Raw genomic sequence first — 20,380 nt, forward strand, 5'->3', positions numbered from 1 at the left:
GAGCAACTCCAGCAAATTCCTGCCTCCTTTTTGCGTTAAAATCCGCATACATGCTTTAATCCCATAAATAAGGGCGGTACAAGCAAAGCGGGTAAAAGATTCATCGTTTTGATCTGCTTAATGCCTAATATGCTAATCCCTGAGCTAAGGATCAGGACGCCTCCGATAATCGATATTTCAGTCAAGAGTTCAGTTGTAAGGAGCGGCTCTATAGCCCCTGCCAGAACATAGAAAAAACCTTGCCAGCAAAAAAGGACGATGGCTGAAAAAGCGATACCTAGACCGAATGAAGAGGCGAGTACAATCGAAGTGACACCATCCAGGATCGCGTTGGTAAATAGATAAGTATGATTCCCTTTTAACGCGCTTTCTATCGGCCCTACAATGGACAATGTACCGACGCAAAATAAAATAATGGCAGTGGACAAACCTTCAGCTGCAGTCCCTTTTGAAAATATAGAAACTACTTTTTTGAAATGTGATTCAAAGTCCATTTTTTCTCCTGCTAGTCCGCCGATAGCCAGGCTGGCGATAAAAAGGACCGGATAATGGCTGGCAGGCATATATTTGACAATGGAACTGATGCCAAGCGCCATGGCCGCCAAACCCATTGCTTGCATAAGGATTTCATGGTAGGACTCCTTGATCCCTTTTTTGAAAATGCTGCCTATTAGGCTCCCTGCCAGAATCGTTCCGCAATTGACCAATGTTCCTATCATATAATTCTCTCCTTATTTTGTAGATAAAAAAAGAATAAACCCTCCAGTTACTGGAGGGTCAATTTTTTTTAACCAATAGCTGTATTTCTGTAATGAATTTTGAGGTATCATTGGTGAAACCATAATCGATTAACGTGATCTCTAAAGCGTCCTCTTCAAGTGTATATCCGTTTTCGGAAACGTAATCCATAAGCCGTTTGTAATAAGGTGCCGCATCTTTGTGTGTCCCTTGAAACCTGATGGACAGATAGTTTCCCCCAGACAGTACCTTGGCTTCTTTAATAGGTTCTTTTTCTTGATTGACCATAATGAATAGGGAGCTGTATTCATCGAAGCTCAACGCATGCAAGTTTTTAACTGAAATGGACAGGCCGACCTCCCCAAGAAAAATAGCGGATTTCATATTAGCGTTGTTCTCCAATAATCGGATAAACATTTCTAAATTGTGGTCCTTATGAATCCTTTCCTTCAGCAGGACGATGGTTCGTTCCGGCAATTGTATTTCCTGGATGGCCCCCAATTTGATTGTCCCGGCCGCATCCGTTATGAGCCGGATCCTTCTTTCCAGCTTTTTTTGTATCTGGTTAAATTCCTTTAATTTTTGTTCGGTTACCTGTTGCTGCTCTTCTAAAAGCAATAAAATATGGTCGATGTCTCGATTTTCTAAAAAGAGTTTAATATTCTTCAGCGGAACATTGAGAGACTTAAGATACATAATTGTATTCAACTGCTCGAATTGATCGATTGTGTAGCGGCGGTAGCCGGAAGAAGAATCAACCGATTGCGGTTTGAAAAGGCCGATTTTATCGTAATATCTCAGGGTGCGGATATCAATTTGAAAAAGCTTGGATATTTCCCCTATTAAAAATGTATTTTCCATTTTGTGTCTCCTGTATAAACTCATTGTATCGCAAGTATATCAAATCTGATGCCCAAAAAGGGAAACTGGACAGCAGGAGAGAATTAGTAGAGTTAGGAAAGTGGATAGAGTGATTGCTTCAGAGTTTGTACGTACATATTGAAAGAGCGGTGATTCAACATGAATACTGCGCTAAGAAACGGAGAGCAGGAAATGGGCATAAAAGCAATAGAGGCAATATTCTTGGATAGGGATGGCACTATCGGAGGGGATGATACAGTGCATTATCCTGGTTCCTTCAAACTGTTCCCTTTTACAGTGGACATGATACAAAAATTAAAGAACGATGGAATCAAAGTATTCTCATTCACCAATCAACCGGGAATCGCTAACAAGGAAGCCTCAGAGGAATCATTTTATGAGGAATTAAAGGGATTTGGGTTCAATGATGTTTTTCTTTGCCCCCATAAACCAGAGGATCGCTGCCCCTGCAGAAAACCGGAGGCGGGCATGCTGCTGAAATGTGCCGACATGTATTCTCTCAAACTGGATCAATGTGTGGTAATAGGGGACAGATGGAGCGATATGGCAGCAGCCTCCAAAACGGAATCCATCAAAATTCTAGTAAAAACCGGTGCCGGCAACAATACCTTATTGGAACATAGCAATAAAGTAGGAGATGTGGATTTTATTGCCGAAGATTTAAAGGAAGCGATAGAGTGGCTATATAGAAAGTACAGGCTGGAGCAAGTGCTTAGATGAAAATAAGGAAGACTGCAACAGCAGGATCTTCCTTTCTAATGAGTAGGGCAATAACAATTCTATATGTATACTGGCCGATGCAAGCAAAGTCCTTTATTTAACAAAGGTATTGAGCATATCTTCTTCGATCTCTTTCCAAATGGCAGGATCTGTTGTATACAGCTTACCCATTTTACCGATAAAGGCTTTGAAAGAATCTTCATATGCGGGATCCTCTTTTGCAGGAAGTTCAGCGCTGTAGGCTGTGACTTTCTCTTGGACAGACTTCGCTCTTGGCCCCCATTTGGCCACTTCATTGCCTTCTTCATCTGCCAATACAATAATCGGGATGGAGCGTGCTGTTCCGTTGGTCAAATATTGGTCCATTAAGTCAAGGTTTTCATCTCTGATTAAGTAAGTCGATTTCAGGTCGGCAGCTTCTGCAATCGCCATAAAAATAGGAAGATTCACCATTGCATCGCCACACCAATCTGCCGTAAGAATAAGTGCATGCAATTTTTCCCCTTTTAACTGCTTTACTTTATCAGGTGAGTGAAGGGAAAATCGTTCCTTAATGCTCAACAAATTTTCTTTGTTCGCCTGCATATAATCGATATATTCCTGCTGTGTAAATCCTTTTCCGTACCATTTACGTAAATCCATTCTCTTTCCTCCTTATTGGTTGTTTTACTTATCATACAGAAAATTCCGTCAGATAAGATTGGTATAAGACTAGCATGAAAAATGCTATTTTATAAGTTTTTTGCATTTAATAGATTATTTGGTATAATGACGATGAAAAGTCTATACTAATTCAATTCATGTGGAGGGGCCGGTGTTGCCGGCTGAGATTGCATCCAAGCAGATGCTGACTCTTTGAACCTGATCTGGGTTATGCCAGCGGAGGGAACATTTATTACAGCTAGTGATACTATGTAATGTATGCTCGCGTCCGAAAACATATTTCGGGCGTTTTTTTATGTTTTCGATGAGGGTTATCGATTCCACTAAGGTGAAACACACCGCATGTTTGAATAGGCGAAGAGGAGGAACAATAAGTGAAGAAGATGATTTTGGTTTTGTTGGCGGCTTTGCTAGTATTGGCGGGCTGTAGCAGTACAAAAGAACAATCATCCGAAAAAAAGGATGGATTGAAAAAAGTGACAGTTGTTCTTGATTGGACGCCCAATACGAATCATACAGGATTATATGTGGCGAAAGAAAAAGGGTATTTCAAAGAGCAGGGGCTGGACGTCGATATTATCAAGCCAGGCGAAGCAGGAGCGGACCAATTGGTCGCCTCCGGAAAGGCAGATTTCGGAATCGGCTATCAGGAAGGATTAACGCAGGCACGTACACAGGGAGTGCCGATTGTTTCGATTGCTGCAATCATTCAACATAACACGTCTGGTTTTGCATCGCCTGCCGGCAAAAACATTAAAAGCCCAAAGGATTTTGAAGGAAAGAAATACGGCGGCTATGGAGCTCCTGTCGAGGAAGCAATCATGAAATCCATAATGGAAAAGGACCATGCCGATGTGAAGAAAGTCGATATCATGAACATTGGGGATACCGATTATTTCACTGCTGTTAAAAGGGATATTGATTTTGCCTGGATCTATTACGCTTGGACAGGGATTGAAGCAGAGCTTAGAGGAGAAAAGCTGAACATGCTTTATGTGAAAGACTACAGCGATAAATTGGATTACTATACACCAGTACTGACGGCAAGCGAGAAACTGATTGCGAAAGACCCGGATATGGTCAAAGCATTTGTCGCAGCCACATCAAAGGGCTATGAATATGCGATTTCGGAGCCGGATAAAGCGGCTGAGATATTGTCTAAGGCAGAGCCGGATTTGGATAAGGACCTTGTGAAGAAAAGCCAGGAGTGGCTAGCCTCACGTTACCGGGATGACGCAGAACAATGGGGAGTCCAAAAACTGTCCGTTTGGAAGAATTATGGTGAATGGATGAAGGAAAATAAACTTCTTGAAGGTGATTTCAATCCGAAAGAAGCATTCACAAATGAATTTTTACCGAAAAAATAAATGATGAACTGGAGGAACTGACATGGCAAATGCGTTAGTAAGTGTTCAAATTATCCCTAAAGGGGACAACATTATTGAAATGGTCGATGAGGCGATAAGTATTATCGATGCATCCGGAGTCCCTTATGAAGTGCATCCGTTGGAAACAACAATGGAGGGCGACTTGTCGGAGCTTATGCAAATAATTGAAAAAATGAACCACCGCATGATTGAATTGGGATCACCTAATGTCATCACACAGGTGAAAATCCTATTTCAACCGGATGGAATCACACTTGGCACGTTGACGGAGAAATATAGATGAGAAAGCGCCATGTATGGAAGAAGGGTTCTCCCTTCTTTCTTCTTTTAGGTATAGTGATTCTATGGGAAATCGCCGTGAGAGTACTTTCAATCGAATCGTGGCTGCTGCCGGCGCCTTCCGAAATCTTCAAAGAGGGAGTGGCGGACTTCGGGCGTATTTCAGGGCAGCTGGCTTCTACGGTTGAACTGTCGTTATTGGGGTTGCTCATAGGAAGTGTAATCGGTCTGCTTTTGGCCTCATGCCTTCATCTGTTTCCTGGTGTGAAGGATGCTGTTTATCCACTTTTGATTTTATCCCAAAATGTTCCAATTATTGTATTGGCACCTTTATTGGTCATTTGGTTCGGTTTTGGCCTTCTTCCTAAATTGATTGTCATCACGCTTGTTTGCTTTTTTCCTGTTGCTGTCGCTGCCTTGGATGGTTTGCGGCAAACGCCTTACGAGCTTAAGCATTATTTTGAAATGATGGGTGCGAATAAACGGCAGTTATTCTGGAAGTTGGAGCTTCCCCATTCGCTGCCTTTTATTTTCTCCGGCTTGAAGATATCCGCTACATATAGTGTGATGGGTGCAGTCATTTCTGAATGGCTCGGGGCGAAGGATGGAATCGGCGTGTATATGACAATGGCTTCTAAGTCCTTCCGTACTGATCGCGTATTTGTTGCGATTATTATAGTTATGGGCTTAAGTTTGTTATTATTCTTGGCTATATCCCTATTGGAAAGGTATATGGTCTCGTGGAAAAGAAAGGAGGGGCAAGAAAGAAATGCTCGAAATTAAAGAAGTTGCATACTCATACAATGGCCGGCAAAGTGTGTTGGCTGATCTTTCGTTGGCTGTAAAAGAGGGGGAGTTTGTCAGTATCCTTGGTCCGTCAGGCAGCGGCAAAAGCACCCTTTTCCATTTGATTGGGGGGCTGTACAAGCCCGGCAAAGGGGAAATTCTTCTGGATGGAAAGGCTATTACCGGCGAGAAGGGGCATATAAGTTATATGCCCCAGCAGCCCGCCCTTCTGCCGTGGAGAACAGTTCTAGATAATGTGTTATTGGGAGCGGAATTATCCGGCAAGTCTGATAAGCAGGAAGGATTGGAGCTGTTGAAGAAGGCTGGATTGCATGATTATGCGCAGTCTTTGCCCCATCAATTATCTGGGGGGATGAAGCAAAGGGTCGCTTTCGTTCGCAGCCTTGCCAGCCCCCAAACATTAATGCTCCTCGATGAACCATTTTCTGCATTGGATGAATTGACACGGCTGTCGATGCAGCAATGGTTATTGAATGTGTGGGAGAAAAATCGCCGGTCTGTTTTGTTCATCACTCATAGCATTGAAGAGGCTCTATATCTTTCGGACAAAATTTATGTACTTTCTTCAAAACCAGCTACGGTTATAAAAGAGGTCCAGGTGCCCTTTGCCCGCCCAAGGCAGGAAGGGATTATCATGGAGGGCGATTTTCAGTTGCTGAAGCAAGAGCTTTATCAATTATTGAAGGAGAAATAAGAGATGAAACTGATAGACAGCCATATACATATTGATACATATAAAGATGAACAGAGGGAAAGGCTTCTTTCTGTACCCGATGTCGCTTATTTTATCGCTGTTTCGATGGACCTTGCTTCCAGTAAAACAAATCTTCAATTAAGCAAGCAGGACGCACGCATTAAACCGGCTTTCGGTTTTCATCCGGAGCAGGATATCCCTGATCCTGATGAAATTGAGGCCTTGTTTGAATGGATGGAGAATCATGTGGATTCAATGGTTGCGGTGGGAGAGGTAGGCCTTCCATATTATAAAAGACAGGAAGAAATGGACCTAGATATGGCCCCCTATATCGATTTGCTCGAACGATTTATCGTCTTCGCCAAAAAACATGATAAACCGATAATATTGCATGCTGTTTATGAGGATGGTGAAACAGCCTGCATGCTGTTGGAGAAGCATGGGATGGAGAAGGCTCATTTTCATTGGTTCAAGGGAGAGGATATTCTTCTCCGACGTATGAACGAAAATGGCTATATGGTGTCAGTTACCCCGGATATTTGCTATGAACAGGAAATTCAGCATATCGTTGATTTGTATCCGTTAGAAAAATTAATGCTTGAAACAGATGGACCATGGCCGTTTGAAGAACGCTTCAAAAATCAATTGACCAGCCCTGAGATGATGTATGAAAGTATAGTGGAAATAGCTGGAATAAAGGGATTGCCGTTAGAAAAAGTGTGGGAAAAGACCTTCGGTAATACCATTCGCTTTTATGAACTGTATAATGGGTAGAAAGTAGGTTTATTTTATGCGAGTGATACAGGAGGCAAAATGGAAAAAAAGCAAAAAAAGAAAGGCAGCTTGAAGCCTTTCCTCTCATTAATACGAGCTACAAACCCTTCCTATGGCAGATTGGGCTTTGCTCTTGGATTAAGCATTATCACCACACTTGTCAGCTTGTTGATCCCCTTGCTTACGAAACAGCTGGTGGATGGATTCAGTATGTCTTCGCTATCCATCAAACAAATCAGTTTAATTATCATTGTGTTTATTATTCAGGCCGGTCTAAGTGCTTATGCCACATATGCACTTAGCTATAATGGACAAAAGATTATTGCCGGATTGAGGGAGATGCTGTGGAAGAAGCTGGTGAAATTGCCGGTATCGTATTCGGACCGTAATGGCTCCGGTGAAATGATCAGCAGAATGACAAATGATACGATGGTTGTAAAGGAATTGATTACAACTCACATTACAGGAGCTATCACAGGAATGATTTCAGTAGTAGGGAGCATCATCATCCTATTTATTATGAATTGGAAGCTGACTTTGCTGATTTTTATTGTCCTGCCGGTAGCTGCTGCAATACTTGTCCCAATTGGCAGAATGATGCATTCAATATCAAAGGAAACACAATCTGAGACAGCCTCATTCACGGGTATCATGAATCAGGTGCTTCCGGAGATTCGGCTTGTTAAAGCTTCCAATGCGGAAGAAATTGAAACGGAACGGGTATGAATGGGATATCTAAATTATTCAAATTAGGATTGAAGGAAGCTCGGACACAATCAGTTGTCAGCCCAATCATCACATTAGTTTTGATGGGAGCATTGGTTGCTGTTATCGGCTATGGGGGCATGCAGGTGTCGAGCGGCATTATTACTGCCGGCTCATTAGTCGCTTTTATCCTCTATTTGTTTCAAATCATTATGCCTATGGGACAAATTACGGTATTCTTTACTCAGCTTCAAAAATCCATAGGTGCTACTGATCGAATTATTGAAATCCTTGCTGAGGATGAAGAGGATTTAAAGGCTGGGCATGAGCTGAAAGATGCCAAAAAATCAATATGCTTCAGGGATGTTTCTTTCGCTTATGAAAAAGAAGGCGGGGAAATTTTATCGCATATCGACCTGGAGGTTGAAGCGGGCAAGGTAACCGCTGTGGTAGGACCGAGCGGAAGTGGGAAAACAACATTGTTTAAACTGTTGGAGCGCTATTATATACCCAGCCATGGATTAATAGAAATTGGCGGAGAAGATGTGCGTACATTTTCACTGGAATCCTGGCGAAAACATATCGGCTATGTGTCGCAGGAAAGCCCCCTTCTGGCAGGAACTATACGTGATAACATCTGTTATGGCCTTGATAGGGAAGTATCGGAGGCCGAGCTCATGAAGGCGGCAGAAATGGCTTTTGCTCTTGATTTTATTACCGAATTGGCCGATGGGTTCAATACAGAAGTCGGAGAAAGAGGGCTGAAATTGTCAGGCGGCCAGCGGCAAAGGATTGCCATTGCCCGTGCATTGCTGCGCGACCCGGAAATCCTGATGCTTGATGAAGCCACTTCAAGTTTGGACAGCCAGTCTGAGCAATCCGTTCAGCTGGCCTTGGAACAGTTAATGGTAGGCAGGACAACCATTGTTATTGCCCATCGTCTATCCACCGTTGTAGATGCGGACAAATTGGTATTCCTTGAGCATGGGACGATCACAGGAGAAGGCACCCATCATGAATTGATGGGTACACATGCACTTTACCGTGAATTTGCCCAACAGCAGTTGAAAATTAATAGTGAGCTTGAAGAGAAAGTGTAATCATAAAGAAACCCCCGCCATTCCTGTGGCGGGGGTTTCTCTTTAAGGCGTGATATAGCACGGTAAAAACGATTAACGCTTTGTCAGAGCTCCGTCTTAAGCTAGTCGGGGATAATCAGGCGCCTTACGCTTTTGATCCATCCAGCTTCAGGCGCCATCCCCTCGAGGTCTTAAGCCAAACCTCTGTCAAAGGCAAAGACCGGCCTTTGTCAGAGCTCCGTCTTAAGCTAGTCGGGGATAATCAGGCGCCTTACGCTTTTGATTCATCCAGCTCCAGGGACCAACGTCTAGCAAACTTCCCATTTTTCTCTTCGATAAGTCAACATCAGCTCGTGAACCTCGCCGTGTATCCTTTATCTTAAGAAAAACGGTCCAGTTTGTACGCCGCTAAACAGTCCCTTACGCTTTTGATTTCATCCAGCTTCAGGCGCCATCCCCTCGAGGTCTTAAGCCAAACCTCTGTCAAAGGCAAAGACCGGCCTTTGTCAGAGCTCCGTCTTAAGCTAGTCGGGGATAATCAGGCGCCTTACGCTTTTGATTTCATCTTATTCAGTTTTTGGATCATGCTTAGTGAGCGGCCTGTTCCGATTGCTACTGACTCTAGTGGTGAAGGGGCAAGATGCACGGGCACGGCTATTTCGCCTGCCAGCCATTCCTGCATTCCGGTCAATAGTGACCCTCCGCCTGTCAATACGACTCCTTGGTCTACTATGTCGCCGCTCAATTCGGGAGGGCAGCTTTCTAGTGTTGTCTTTATGACATGGAGCATTTGCAGAAGCGATTCCTTGATTGCTTCCTGTATCTCGAGGGAGGACAGTGTGATGGTTTCGGGCAGCCCCGTTACTAAATCCCTGCCTCTCACTTCTATTGTGGACTGATCGTGCTTGATGAGTGCGTGCCCAATTTCAATTTTGATTTGTTCAGCGGTCCGTTCGCCGATTAGGAGATTGTATTGCTTTCGGACATGCTGGATGATGTCATCATCAATCTGGTCGCCGCCGATGCGCAATGAATTGCAGGCAACCACTCCTCCATAAGAAATAATGGCTACTTCTGTCGTTCCTCCACCGATATCGACAATGACTGACGCAACAGGCTCGTCCACTGGAAGTTCTGAGCCGATGGCCGCTGCCACTGATTCCTCAATTAGATGGACGTGTTTAGCGCCGCAGCTTTTTACAGAATCTTCGATAGCCCGGCGCTCAACAGAAGTTGAACCTGATGGGGCACATACGACCACGGTCGGTTTGCTGATTGATAATTTCAAAGCTTTTCCGGTTTTCTTCATGATATGCTTCAGCATTGCGGAAGTATAATCAAAATCCGCAATGACACCATCCCTTAAAGGACGTACGGCAATGATATTGCTTGGTGTTTTACCGATCATATCTTTAGCATCTGATCCAACAGCCAAGATTTTATTTGTATGGATATCCATGGCTACTACAGATGGTTCATTTAAAACGATTCCTTTATTTTTGCTGTATACTAATGTATTGGCAGTTCCTAAGTCAATACCTATCTCTGTATTAGAGAACATATTAGTCACCCTTTCGATAAGTTTGACCCCCCATCTTCCTATTTTATAGAAAATGTGGATAAAGTAAACGGAAGTGCCTTTTACAAATACATTACAGACTATGTCCTTTTTGTATCATTGTCTGTTTATCGTGCTTTTGGAACATGGCAAAGTATAGGATTCCGCTAATGAAAGAAAAGACGCATAGGACAATAAAGGTCCCTTGGTTGCCGAACCAATCTGTCATCGGGATTGCAATTGGGGCAATCATCCGTCCTACAGTGTTGCGCAAAGAAGCGGCAGCGAAATATTGCCCTCTCATATGTTCCGGTGCGATGACAGAGATAAAGCTGTTCATAATGCCGACGGTCATCAGTTCGCCTAATGTAAAGATAGCCATGCTGAGAATCAATCCCCATACCCAATTAGTGCTGCCGGCAATGAGCATGGAAACCCCATAGACGATGGAAGCAGCCACAAAAACATTGCGCTCCTTGTAACGATCCATCCAACGGGAGACAATGATCGTGAAGAGAACAACAAACAAGCCGTTCTCTGCTACGAGCAAGCCGAATGTTTTGACACCGTTTATGTCGAAATGCCAGCTCCCAATGCTGAATAATGTTTGAGTATCAATGACTTCTTTTGTATACACAGGAAAAAGAAGATCCAACTGCATGAATGTCATGGCATTGAAAATTCCTGCAATAATAAATAGCAGGAATACGCGGTCTTTCAGGATAATGCCATAATCTTTTACCTGAGACAGCAAAAATTCCATCCCTCCAGCTTTTTTTTGTTTCTGCTTTTCAAGAAGCTCTGACGGAACAGTTTCGACAATCCACTTAGAATAAACAAAACTCAATAGTAGATTGGCCACGCCTGCGAGCAACAGCAATTCAAAGCGATGATCCTTATAAAAGATGCTGCCGACAATCGGCCCGATGACGACTGCAATATTTACGGATGTATAAAAAATGGCGAATACACTGCTGCGGTCTTTTTCATGGACTACGTCGGCGATCATTGCCTGGCTGGCCGGATAGTAGATGGAACTAAAGACAGAAACGACAGTAAAGCTAATAAAGCCGATAACCGCTGAATCCATCAAAGGAGATGATGCAAATGAAAAAAGAAGGTAGGCAATCCCTTGACCGGCGCTTGCAATGATCATCATTCTTTTCCGTCCAAAACGGTCTGCAAAGAAACCTCCCATTAAGTTAGCTATCACAGAAAACGCTTGAGAAATGATTAAAAGGACGCCTGCTGTATTTTTGCCGAATTCCTCTGAAAAATAAATGGCAAGGAATGGAAAAAACATCCAGAAAGTGATATTGACTAGCGCTTCACCGCCAAGGCGGATCTTTAAGTTTAAATTCCAATCTTTGAATCTCATATTTGTCCCCCCTCAGAAGTAATCTAATCCTATAATCATACTTTTTTTATATAATTCAGACAAGTGTGTATATACAAGTATTTTAAATCAATAGAAAACGGTTAACTATTTTTATTTGAACAAGTTGTGAAAGGTAGTACATTTCATTTACAACGTACCCTATGGGGTATATAATAAAGCCATAACATAGATCCGGGAGGGAACATGATGGCTAAGAAAATTGTAATTATAGGCGGAGTAGCTGGCGGAGCAACTGCAGCAGCCCGTTTGCGCCGGTTGGATGAAGAATCGCATATTGTATTATTTGAAAAAGGGGAATATATTTCGTTTGCAAATTGCGGGCTTCCTTATTATATAGGGGAAGTGATTAAGAAACGCCAATCATTATTAGTACAGACAGTCGAGGGGATGTCTAAAAAATTTGCCCTTGATATTCGCAATCTGACTGAAGTGACGTCAATCAATCCGGAGAAAAAAACAGTTGCCGCCTTTAATTCAGCGACAGGCGAGACATATGAGGAATCGTATGATGCGCTGATTTTATCTCCAGGGGCCAAGCCTATTGTCCCTCCGTTTCCAGGGCTTCAAGAAGCTCAAAATGTATTTACATTAAGGAATGTACCGGATACAGACCGGATTAAGGAAATCGTTGATCAGCAAAAACCAAAAAAAGCCGTAGTGGTCGGCGGTGGCTTCATTGGATTGGAAATGGCTGAGAATCTTGTGCATCGGGGAATAGAAGTAACGGTTGTAGAAATGGCAAACCAAGTGATGGCACCGCTTGATTATGAAAATGCATGTATTGTCCACAATCATTTGCGTGAAAAAGGCGTAAATCTCATTTTAGAGGATGGGGTTAAGTCCTTTGAAGAAAATGGGCAGAAGTTACGATTGAACAGTGGAAAAGAAGTAGAAACTGAATTGACGATTCTATCCATTGGAGTGAAGCCGGAGAATGAATTGGCAATCCAAGCTGGTTTGAAGGCAGGAGAGCGTGGAGGCATTGTAGTGGATGAATACTTGCGCACAAGCCATAAAGATATTTATGCAATAGGTGACGCGGTTGAAACGAAAGAGTATATCTTTGGACAGCCGGCTATGGTTCCTCTTGCAGGACCTGCAAACCGCCAAGGCAGAATAGTCGCTGATAATATTTATGGGAAAGAAACACCCTATAAAGGTGTATTAGGAACATCAGTGGCAAAAATATTTGACTTAACAGTAGCAGCGACTGGACATAATGAAAAAGCATTGAAACGCTTTGGAAAGGAATATGAAGCAATTCATATCCATCCCGTTTCACATGCCGGTTATTATCCGGGAGCGAGCCCTATTGCTTTAAAGCTTATTTTTGATAAAGAGTCTGGAACACTTTATGGAGCGCAGGGAGTCGGGAAAGAAGGCGTAGAAAAGCGGATTGATGTTATCGCTACAGCCATTAAAGGCGGTTTGTCAGTACATGATCTACAGGAATTGGAATTGGCTTACGCACCGCCATTTTCATCTGCGAAGGATCCTGTCAATATGCTTGGCTACGTAGCGTCCCACATTGTGGATGGCGAGGTGAAAGTTGCCCATTACCATGAAATTGATGAGTTTGTGAAGAACGGCGCGCTGCTTGTTGATGTCCGTGATCCCCATGAAAGAGATAATGGCTATATTCCGGGATCGATCAATATACCTCTTGGCGAATTGAGAGAACGCCTTCATGAACTGCCAAAGGATAAAACGATTTATGTATCTTGCCAGGTAGGTTTAAGAGGATATTTAGCCACTAGAATCCTTGATTTGAATGGCTATGAAGCGGTCAATGTAAGCGGAGGCTATAAAACATATAGTGCTGTATATGGAAATTAAAGAATGAAAAAACAGCGAAGCAGTCATGCTTCGCTGTTTTTTTATCGAATTCCATTTGTTCATTGCAAATTTCCCGGACAATAATCTGCTTCTTACGACAGCTTATTACAGGTAGCTTGTCAAACGTTCATAAGCATTTTGGACCCGTTCCTCGGAAGGTGGCTCCGTATCCTTTAAGGGGTATTTCAAACCAAGTGTTTCCCATTTGTAGACCCCTAGCTTATGGTAGGGAAGAACCTCTACTTTTTTGACATTCTTCAATGTTCCAATGAATTTTCCGAGCTTATCCAGATAATCGTTGAAATCTGTTACGCCAGGGACAAGCACATGGCGAACCCATATAGGCACTTGTTTTTCGGATAAATATTGGGCGAATTTAAGAATGTTGTCATTATATTTTCCAGTTAATCGCTTATGCTGGTCTCTGTCGATGTGCTTTAAATCGACAAGGATTAAATCTGTGTATTTCAGCAATTCATCAAATTGTGCAAGGAATTCCGGCTTCTCGGAGAAACTGCCGCCCGATGAATCAATCGTGGTATGGATTCCTTGAGCTTTACACGCTTTGAATAGTTCAGTGACAAATGGCATCTGCAATAAAGGCTCACCGCCGCTTACTGTAATTCCGCCGCCGGATGCTTCCATGAAGGGGATGTATGTCTGGACGTCCTGGATGATTTCAGCCACCGTCACTTGTTTGCCTGTTCCTATTTCCCAAGTATCTGCATTATGGCAGTACTGGCACCGAAGCTGGCACCCTTGTGTAAATACGATATAACGAATGCCTGGGCCGTCGACTGTGCCGCATGTTTCTACTGAATGAATATTACCTGTTACCATAAAAAAGTCCCCTCCTGGCCCCCCGCCAAGGGAGTTGAAGGAGGGGAGCTCTGTAAAGTTCAAGATTAGTTAAAGAATGCTTACATACTGCCGTGGAATGTACGGTTGATTACATCGATTTGTTGTTCACGAGTCAGTTTAATAAAGTTTACTGCATAACCGGATACACGGATTGTCAATTGTGGATACTCTTCAGGGTGTTCCATTGCATCCAACAGTGTATCGCGGTTGAAGACGTTAATGTTTAGATGATGCCCTTTTTTGGAAGCATACCCATCAAGGATTGCAGCAAGGTTGCTTTCTTGATTGTCTTCATCTTTTCCAAGTGCTTTCGGCACCATAGAGAATGTATTTGAGATACCGTCAAGTGCATGCTGGTAAGGAAGTTTAGCAACAGATGCCAATGAAGCAAGAGCGCCCTTTGTATCTCTTCCGTGCATTGGGTTTGCGCCTGGTGCGAATGGTTCGCCAGCTCTTCTTCCATCTGGAGTATTCCCTGTTTTCTTACCATATACTACATTTGAAGTGATGGTTAAGATTGACATTGTGTGCATTGAATTACGGTATGTTGCATGCTTGCGCAATTTAGTCATGAATGCTTCAACCAAATCAACAGCCATTTGGTCTACACGGTCATCATTATTACCGTATTTCGGATATTCGCCAGTTGTCTCGAAGTCAACGGCAACACCATTTTCGTCACGGATCACTTTCACTTGGCCATATCGGATGGCACTTAGAGAGTCAGCCACAACACTTAGGCCGGCAATACCAGTTGCCATTGTACGAAGGATCTCTGTATCATGCAATGCCATCTCAATGCGCTCATATGCATATTTATCATGCATGTAGTGAATGACATTTAATGTATTGATGTATAGGCCAGCCAACCATTCCATCATTGTATCGAAACGTTCCATAACTTCTTTGTAATCAAGGATGTCAGAAGTAATAGGTGCGAATTTAGGAGCCACTTGAACTTTAAGTTTCTCGTCCACTCCGCCATTGATCGCATACAGCAATGTTTTCGCCAAGTTAGCGCGTGCACCGAAGAATTGCATTTGTTTACCGATTCGCATAGCGGATACACAGCAGGCAATTCCATAGTCATCACCATATTCAAGTCTCATCAAATCATCATTTTCATATTGAATCGCACTTGTTTGAATACTCATTTTCGCACAGAATTTCTTGAATGCTTCAGGTAGCTTAGTTGACCATAGTACAGTCAAGTTTGGCTCTGGTGCAGGTCCAAGGTTTGATAAAGTGTGCAAGAATCGGAATGAGTTCTTTGTCACCAAAGGAGTGCCATCAAGTGATACACCGCCGATTGATTCAGTTACCCAAGTTGGGTCGCCACTGAATAGTTCATTGTAATCCGGTGTTCTTGCAAATTTTACAAGGCGAAGCTTCATAACAAAGTGATCAACTAGTTCTTGTGCTTCCACTTCTGTTAATGAACCGTTTTTCAAATCTCTGTCTACATAGATATCAAGGAAACTCGATACACGGCCAAGGCTCATTGCTGCGCCGTTTTGTTCTTTAATGGCAGCTAGGTAAGCGAAGTATACCCATTGGAATGCTTCACGTGCATTTTGAGCAGGAGCAGAAATATCAAAGCCATGGCTTGCTGCCATTTGTTTTAATTCGCTTAAAGAACGGATTTGCTCAGCAAGCTCTTCGCGAAGTTTGATTGTATCCTCTGACATGGTTGAGCTTGTATTGTTCAAATCTCTTTTCTTTTCTTCAATCAAGAAGTCCACACCATAAAGTGCAACGCGGCGATAGTCACCGATAATGCGTCCACGGCCGTAAGCGTCCGGAAGACCAGTGATGATTCCCGCTTTACGGGCCATTTTCATTTCTGGTGTATAGGCGTCGAATACACCTTGGTTGTGGGTTTTACGGTATTTAGTAAAGATTTCTTCTACTTCCTTATCAACATGGAAGCCATAAGCCTCAGCTGCATTTTCAGCCATGCGGATTCCTCCGAACGGTTGAAGGGAACGCTTGAATGGCGCATCCGTCTGGAAACCTACAACTGTTTCAAGGTCTTTGTTTAAGTAGCCTGGTTCGTGTGATGTAATAGATGATACGATTTTTGTATCAAGATCAAGTACACCGCCAGCTTCACGTTCTTTTTTTGAAAGATCCATTACTTGTTCCCAAAGCTTTGAAGTTGCTTCAGTTGGACCTTCCAAGAATGAGTCATCATCCTCGTATACATTAATGTTTTTTATAATAAAGTCACGCACATTGATTTCTTTGTTCCAGATACCTGCTTGGAAGCCTTTCCACTGTTCCATAAAATATTCCACCTCTCTAAAATTTCGAGTAAAACAGATTCGTTTTTTTCTATATAACAGATTATACATATAGCATACTCTCCTTCATAGATTCATTCTCATATTAAAAATGAACTATTTGTGAACTTATACACATAAATTAAGCAATTTGGATATATGTAGGCGAATACCAAGGGATGATAGTGCTTACATTTTGAATTTATTGTCTATTAAAGGGAATCTTTCTATGATTCTCCTTAATATGTAAACAGTGTTTTGAGAGAGTATTTTAAAAATTATACCTTCTGTAGTAGAGGGATAGTGCAACTGTACTATTTTTACTGATGCAACAGGGGAAACAGATACTGGAAAGGCAGAGTGGAGGTTAGACATAATAAAAACATCCTGAGATGATCAGGATGTTTGGTCGGCGGCGATAGGTGGTAAGTGAAAAGAAATTGTTTCTTTCCTTACAATCTTCTTGCTCCTATGTATTTTGGATTCCAATAGCTATTGGATAAAGAATCAATTGTCACGCCTCTTGATGTAGATGCGTGCATGAAACTATTATTCCCGACAAAAATGCCGACGTGGGAAGGTCCTTTCTTATATGTAGAGAAGAATACCATGTCCCCTTTTTGGAGCTGTTTTTGCTGTACAGCCTTTCCTTTATTGAAAAGCTGAGTTGTTGTGCGGGGAAGTTTCTGGCCAGTAGCTTTTGAATATGTATATCCAACAAATCCTGAGCAATCGAAGCCTTTAGGAGTTGTTCCGCCAAACCGGTATGCTGTACCTATGTATTGCTTACCCACTGAAATGATTTTTTCCTGGGTGCTTGCTGAATTATAAGAAGCTGCTTGAGTATCAGTCGGCATCAATAATGCGCATACAATAGACAGAGTAACAATAGACGAAACAACTAATTTCTTCATAAATTCCTCCGGACTCTTTTAGTAGAATAGGTTGATAGGCTTACTATATCAAAGAACCTTTTTTTTGTGATTTACAGTAAGATTAAGTTTTATTACGGAAATATTACACACTTTGACAAAATTATGTTTGTTCAGACAAAAGTAAACAAGGCAGACTGATGAAGACTATTTTTTATTTAATAGAAATGAGTCTTTTTTTATTGGATAAATAGTCCTTTTTTTATAAAAAAGAGTATCTTGCTTTTTGTTACAAAAGGCCTGCTTATGTCCAGTTTTTTGTCAAAGGCAATAAAAGTTGCATAAAAACGCTCATCGATTCTTCATTCCTACCGATAAGAATGGTAGAAAAGAAATTATATGAAGTCGGGTGAGTTTCATGGATAAAACATCCATCATAGGTGTTATATTAGGGATTCTTGCTGTTGGGGTAGGTATGGTGCTTAAAGGAGTCAGCATCACAGCTCTACTGAATCCTGCTGCTATTTTAATTATTATTGTTGGGACAATTGCCGCAGTGACGATTGCATTCCCTACAAATGAAATCAAACGAATACCCAAGCTGTTTCGGATTTTGTTTACAGAAAAGAAAGTGACCAAGCAAGAAGAATTAATCAAAACGTTTTCGGAATGGGCTGTTATTGCCCGAAAAGAAGGCCTGCTTGCTCTTGAAGGCATTTCAGAAAGCGTGGATGATCCTTTTCTCCGCAATGGCTTAAACCTGGCAGTGGAGGGACAAAGTGCAGATTATATAAGAGATATATTGACCGAAGAAATAGATGCGATGGAGGAACGCCATCAATCAGGAGCAGCTATTTTTTCGCAGGCTGGTACATACGCACCCACACTCGGAGTTTTAGGGGCAGTTATCGGCTTGATTGCCGCCCTGTCCCATATGGATAAAATTGAAGAATTGAGTAAGGCCATTTCGGCTGCCTTTGTTGCAACCCTGATGGGGATCTTCACCGGATATGTTTTATGGCATCCTTTTGCCAATAAATTAAAGCGGAAATCCATGCAGGAAGTGGCTATCAAAAACATGATGATTGAAGGCATTCTTTCTATTATAGAAGGAGAGGCACCAAGAACAATCGAACAAAAGCTGACGTCCTATCTTCCGGCAACCGATCGGAAAAAATGGCTTGAAGGCGAAGTGAAGCAGGATGCCTAGAAAGAAGAAGAAAAAGCGCCAAGAGGAGCATATCAGTGAATCCTGGCTTATTCCTTACGCAGATATACTAACTTTGCTGTTGGCCCTGTTTATCGTCTTGTTTTCGATGAGTTCAGTCGATGCTTCTAAGTTCAAGCAGCTTTCCAAAGCATTTAATGATGTTTTTGCTGCCGGAACGGGTTTCTTCCAATATCAGAGCCCTGTGGAAACAAATCCGACTACTGGCAAAGAGAAGAGCAGCGCTATAGATCAGGACAAAGATGGAAAAGGCGGGCTTGGAGAGAAGGATAAGGAGCAACTGTCCGAGCTTCAGCAAAAGGTGAACCAATATATTGAAAGCAACCAATTGACACAGCAATTGGGGACTTCGCTTTCAAGTGAAGGATTATTAGTGACTATACGGGATAATGTATTATTCACATCGGGAAGTGCGGACGTCCGTCCTGAGGATAAAACCATTGCACAGGAAATAGCTAAATTGATGGTAATGGATCCCCCACGAAGCATCATGATAAGCGGATATACGGATAATGTGCCTATTTCCAACTCTAAATACAGCTCCAACTGGGATCTGAGTGTTATGAGGGCGGTCAACTTTATGAAAGTTTTGCTGGAGAATGATAAGCTGGCACCTGAATGGTTCAGTGCGAAAGGATATGGTGAGTTTCAACCAGTCGCTTCGAATGGAACAGCTGAAGGCAGGGCAAAAAATAGACGGGTAGAAATTTTAATTTCTCCAAGAACAGAATTAAATCAATAAAATCTGCTGAATAGGCAGATTTTTTGATTTTGTTCATGTAAAAATAAAAAAGACCATAATGGAATCATTATGGTAAAAGTGGGGAATTATTAGGTGGACTTGTATGGCAATTGTGCCATTAAGGGTTAGTCGCTTGCATCATTGTTTGAGTTTGGAGATGGCTTACAAAGGTGGTCCAGAAAGAAGCCGATTCCAGCCATGCAAATAATGGGGATTGAGTAATTTAACACATGAAGGATGGTCAACTTTATACCTCCTTATTTAAAGCACTCGGAAGGGTTTCACTACTGTATGAATAGTATATTGGATGGCAGATATAAAATACATATTTTGGTAACAAATATAAAGGGGAATTGTTCGACAAGAATTGCATGCGGGTTTAGTTGTATATAGATGGGCGTAGCAGAGGAAAAAGGCATGAATGTCAAATACATTCATGCCTTTTTCCTCTATATGGTCAAGAGAGCATTGCCTTTTTTTCTCTCTCTGTAGGGATGGGACAGGATACAGGTTTTTTTCCAAAAAGATAACGGTTACGTGCAATAAATTGATAGAGTACATTCCGAATACCCCGGGGGATGAATATACCTGTGTAAGCTCCTTTCCATATACCCTTCAGATGGCGGCAGATACGAAAGACCGCATCGGATTGTGTATAGGCAATTCCTTGGTCGATTAATACTAAACTTTCAATTTGTTCAGGCAGATGGTGCTCCTTTAACAGGCGCTGCCCAATGTTACTTTGAAGAGAGGCGAAACGAAAAAAGTCATTCGGATCTCTTTTTAGGATAAATTGGACGCTTGTATTGCACACATGGCAATCACCATCGAATAATACGATTGCTTTGTTCAGCATAAAGGGCACCTCTTCCT

General features: G+C 42.3%; 18 protein-coding genes, 1 pseudogene and 1 riboswitch. Of the genes and pseudogenes, 10 read left to right on the forward strand and 9 right to left on the reverse strand.

Annotated elements, in window-relative coordinates:
- Positions 1-35: 35 nt before the first annotated feature.
- Complete coding sequence (locus ABC357_RS23530) at positions 36-719, reverse strand: DUF554 domain-containing protein (RefSeq protein WP_412889933.1); 684 nt, start codon at positions 717-719, stop codon at positions 36-38.
- 58 nt (positions 720-777) lie between these two features.
- Positions 778-1,599 (reverse strand): MerR family transcriptional regulator, encoded by an 822-nt coding sequence (locus ABC357_RS23535; RefSeq protein WP_412889934.1) that lies wholly within the window; start codon positions 1,597-1,599, stop codon positions 778-780.
- Positions 1,600-1,797: 198 nt separating this feature from the next.
- Here ABC357_RS23535 and ABC357_RS23540 point away from each other — a divergent pair, with 198 nt between their 5' ends.
- A complete protein-coding gene (locus ABC357_RS23540; protein ID WP_412890112.1) occupies positions 1,798-2,340 on the forward strand; it encodes an HAD-IIIA family hydrolase in 543 nt (180 codons plus the stop codon).
- A gap of 93 nt (positions 2,341-2,433) precedes the next feature.
- On the opposite strand, the gene ABC357_RS23545 is transcribed toward ABC357_RS23540, so the two are convergent.
- Complete coding sequence (locus tag ABC357_RS23545; protein ID WP_412889935.1) at positions 2,434-2,982, reverse strand: thioredoxin family protein; 549 nt, start codon at positions 2,980-2,982, stop codon at positions 2,434-2,436.
- A gap of 152 nt (positions 2,983-3,134) precedes the next feature.
- Positions 3,135-3,245: riboswitch (TPP riboswitch) on the forward strand.
- Between the two features lie 132 nt (positions 3,246-3,377).
- Between ABC357_RS23545 and ABC357_RS23550 the strand changes: the two genes are divergently transcribed.
- The 6 genes and pseudogenes from ABC357_RS23550 to ABC357_RS23575 all read left to right on the forward strand — a co-directional run bounded on the left by ABC357_RS23550 (position 3,378) and on the right by ABC357_RS23575 (position 8,750).
- On the forward strand, positions 3,378-4,370 hold the full coding sequence (locus ABC357_RS23550; protein ID WP_412889936.1) for an ABC transporter substrate-binding protein: 993 nt from the start codon (positions 3,378-3,380) through the stop codon (positions 4,368-4,370).
- Positions 4,371-4,392: 22 nt separating this feature from the next.
- Entirely contained in the window at positions 4,393-4,674 is a 282-nt protein-coding gene (locus ABC357_RS23555) for a thiamine-binding protein (RefSeq protein ID WP_412889937.1), read from the forward strand.
- Complete coding sequence (locus ABC357_RS23560; RefSeq protein ID WP_412889938.1) at positions 4,671-5,453, forward strand: ABC transporter permease; 783 nt, start codon at positions 4,671-4,673, stop codon at positions 5,451-5,453. The genes ABC357_RS23555 and ABC357_RS23560 overlap by 4 nt, the downstream gene beginning before the upstream one ends.
- Complete coding sequence (locus ABC357_RS23565; RefSeq protein ID WP_412889939.1) at positions 5,440-6,171, forward strand: ABC transporter ATP-binding protein; 732 nt, start codon at positions 5,440-5,442, stop codon at positions 6,169-6,171. The genes ABC357_RS23560 and ABC357_RS23565 overlap by 14 nt, the downstream gene beginning before the upstream one ends.
- 3 nt (positions 6,172-6,174) lie before the next feature.
- Complete coding sequence (locus ABC357_RS23570) at positions 6,175-6,945, forward strand: TatD family hydrolase (protein WP_412889940.1); 771 nt, start codon at positions 6,175-6,177, stop codon at positions 6,943-6,945.
- A 39-nt stretch (positions 6,946-6,984) separates the two neighbouring features.
- Positions 6,985-8,750: pseudogene (locus tag ABC357_RS23575) on the forward strand (ABC transporter ATP-binding protein).
- A 526-nt stretch (positions 8,751-9,276) separates the two neighbouring features.
- On the opposite strand, the gene mreBH reads toward ABC357_RS23575, so the two are convergent.
- Together mreBH and ABC357_RS23585 are read right to left on the reverse strand one after the other, a co-directional pair.
- The gene (mreBH, locus tag ABC357_RS23580; RefSeq protein ID WP_412889941.1) at positions 9,277-10,290 is read right to left on the reverse strand and encodes a rod-share determining protein MreBH; all 1,014 of its coding nucleotides are present in this window, start codon (positions 10,288-10,290) and stop codon (positions 9,277-9,279) included.
- Between the two features lie 91 nt (positions 10,291-10,381).
- Complete coding sequence (locus ABC357_RS23585; RefSeq protein ID WP_412889942.1) at positions 10,382-11,665, reverse strand: MDR family MFS transporter; 1,284 nt, start codon at positions 11,663-11,665, stop codon at positions 10,382-10,384.
- A gap of 207 nt (positions 11,666-11,872) precedes the next feature.
- On the opposite strand from ABC357_RS23585, the gene ABC357_RS23590 reads away from it, so the two are divergent.
- Positions 11,873-13,522 carry a CoA-disulfide reductase gene (locus tag ABC357_RS23590; protein ID WP_412889943.1) on the forward strand — a complete coding sequence of 550 codons (1,650 nt, stop codon included), beginning with the start codon at positions 11,873-11,875 and terminating at the stop codon, positions 13,520-13,522.
- Positions 13,523-13,627: 105 nt separating this feature from the next.
- On the opposite strand, the gene pflA is transcribed toward ABC357_RS23590, so the two are convergent.
- The 3 genes from pflA to ABC357_RS23605 all read right to left on the reverse strand — a co-directional run bounded on the left by pflA (position 13,628) and on the right by ABC357_RS23605 (position 17,579).
- The gene (gene pflA, locus ABC357_RS23595; RefSeq protein WP_412889944.1) at positions 13,628-14,362 is read right to left on the reverse strand and encodes a pyruvate formate-lyase-activating protein; all 735 of its coding nucleotides are present in this window, start codon (positions 14,360-14,362) and stop codon (positions 13,628-13,630) included.
- Between the two features lie 80 nt (positions 14,363-14,442).
- Positions 14,443-16,668, reverse strand: coding sequence for a formate C-acetyltransferase (gene pflB, locus ABC357_RS23600; protein WP_412889945.1), 2,226 nt, complete (start codon positions 16,666-16,668; stop codon positions 14,443-14,445).
- Between the two features lie 449 nt (positions 16,669-17,117).
- A complete protein-coding gene (locus tag ABC357_RS23605; protein ID WP_412889946.1) occupies positions 17,118-17,579 on the reverse strand; it encodes a C40 family peptidase in 462 nt (153 codons plus the stop codon).
- 376 nt (positions 17,580-17,955) lie between these two features.
- Here ABC357_RS23605 and motA point away from each other — a divergent pair, with 376 nt between their 5' ends.
- Together motA and motB are read left to right on the forward strand one after the other, a co-directional pair.
- Positions 17,956-18,747, forward strand: a complete 792-nt coding sequence (motA, locus tag ABC357_RS23610; RefSeq protein ID WP_412889947.1) for a flagellar motor stator protein MotA — start codon at positions 17,956-17,958, stop codon at positions 18,745-18,747.
- Complete coding sequence (gene motB, locus ABC357_RS23615; RefSeq protein ID WP_412889948.1) at positions 18,740-19,507, forward strand: flagellar motor protein MotB; 768 nt, start codon at positions 18,740-18,742, stop codon at positions 19,505-19,507. The genes motA and motB overlap by 8 nt, the downstream gene beginning before the upstream one ends.
- Positions 19,508-19,964: 457 nt before the next feature.
- Here the strand turns inward: motB and ABC357_RS23620 are convergent, their stop codons facing one another.
- Positions 19,965-20,363 carry a thiol-disulfide oxidoreductase DCC family protein gene (locus ABC357_RS23620; protein ID WP_412889949.1) on the reverse strand — a complete coding sequence of 133 codons (399 nt, stop codon included), beginning with the start codon at positions 20,361-20,363 and terminating at the stop codon, positions 19,965-19,967.
- Between the last annotated feature and the right edge of the window lie 17 nt (positions 20,364-20,380).

Origin of the sequence: Bacillus kalamii (assembly GCF_047238185.1) — a bacterium.
GTDB lineage: Bacteria > Bacillota > Bacilli > Bacillales > DSM-1321 > Bacillus_AD.